Annotated in this window: 1 protein-coding gene; it reads left to right on the forward strand. The window is 72.9% G+C overall.

Features of this window, described 5'->3' with window-relative positions:
* Positions 1 to 118 precede the first annotated feature (118 nt).
* Entirely contained in the window at positions 119 to 1,411 is a 1,293-nt protein-coding gene (locus FS885_RS09805; RefSeq protein ID WP_005987407.1) for an IS30 family transposase, read from the forward strand.
* The last annotated feature ends 18 nt before the right edge of the window (positions 1,412 to 1,429 follow it).

Below are 1,429 nucleotides of genomic sequence, written 5' to 3' on the forward strand. Positions count from 1 at the left end.
CCTTGATTATCAACTTTATCCGAACACCTCCCACATTCATCCGCACATGTGCGGATGAATGTGGGAACCCGATACCCTGAGGGCCGGATCGGCCGGCCCCGGGAGATCGGAGGACGGCATGTCCGGAAAGAAGAAGAGCGGCTCCGCAAGGGCGGTCCCGAGGGCCTACGGAAGGCTCACGAGGCACGAGCGGGACACGGTCCAGAGGATGCTGGAGCGCAGGGCGTCGTGCAGGGAGATCGCGAGGGAGCTGGGCAGGTCGCCCTCGACGGTGAGCGCCGAGGTGGCGTCGCACAGGTTCGTGACGGCGCCGAAGGCCAGGCGCGGCGAGCGCGTGGACGCCTCCGCCGACCTGTCGGCGGCCTGCCCGCGCCTGGCGGCGTGGCCGCGCTGCTGCAACGGGTGCGGCCGGTACCGCGCGATCGGCTGCAAGCGCCGCCCCCACGTCTTCTACGAGGCCCGGGCCGCGCAGCTGTGCGCCGACTCGGTCCTCGTCTCGTCCAGGCGCGGGATAGACGCCGACGAGCCCGCCGCGGCGGCCAGGCTGGAGGCGATAAGGGACTGCCTGCGCCGGGGGCTGTCGCCCGAGCAGATGGCGGCGCGCAACGGCGGCCCGGTGGACCTGTCGCCGTCGACCATCTACCGCTGGGTCTCGGCGGGCTACGACGGCATGACCAACATGGAGCTCAGGCGCAAGGTCGGCTACAGGCCGAGGAAGCGCGCCGCGGGCCGGGCGGCGACCCGCCACTCCGCCCGCAGGTCGCATGCCGCGTTCCTCGCCCTCGGGGAGGACGCGTGCGCCGCGGCCTGGGAGATGGACACCGTCGAGGGGGCCCGGGAGGACTCCGCCTGCCTGCTCACGCTGCTGCACCGCCCCAGCAGGCTCCAGCTCGCGCTGCCGCTGGAGGAGAAGACCGCCGGGTGCGTCGCGGACGCCCTGGAGGGCGTCCGGGCCATCCTCGGCGCCGACGGGACGCGCCGCGTGTTCCGCGCCGTCCTCACCGACAACGGCGCCGAGTTCTCCGACGAGGCGGCGATCGCGGCGCTGCTCGGCGAGGGGCCGGGCGAGACGAGGCTGTTCTACTGCGACCCCAGGCGCAGCGACCAGAAGGGCGCCTGCGAGCGCAACCACGTCGAGATCAGGAAGCTGCTGCCCAAGGGCGCCGGAATCAGGTTCGACCGGCTCGCCCCGGCCGACCTGGCGCTGGCCATGTCGCACGTGAACTCCGAGCCCCGCGGCGCGCTCGGCTTCGCGACGCCCGCGCGCGCCTTCAGGGCGATGCTCGGGGAGGACGCGGCGGCGCTGCTGGACGCCTACGGCGTGGAGGACGTGCCGCTCGGCGATCTCGACCTGACGCCGGGGCTCATCGAGAGGGCGCGCGCAGAGAGGGGCGATGCCCCGCTGGCCTAGCCTAGGAGAAAAACGGAA

Source organism: Enorma burkinafasonensis, assembly GCF_902150035.1.
GTDB classification, from domain to species: domain Bacteria; phylum Actinomycetota; class Coriobacteriia; order Coriobacteriales; family Coriobacteriaceae; genus Enorma; species Enorma burkinafasonensis.

Coding starts and splice junctions, on each gene's coding strand:
- FS885_RS09805 (WP_005987407.1), top strand. CDS start 119: ATGTCCGGAAAGAAGAAGAGCGGCTCCGCAAGGGCGGTCCCGAGGGCC.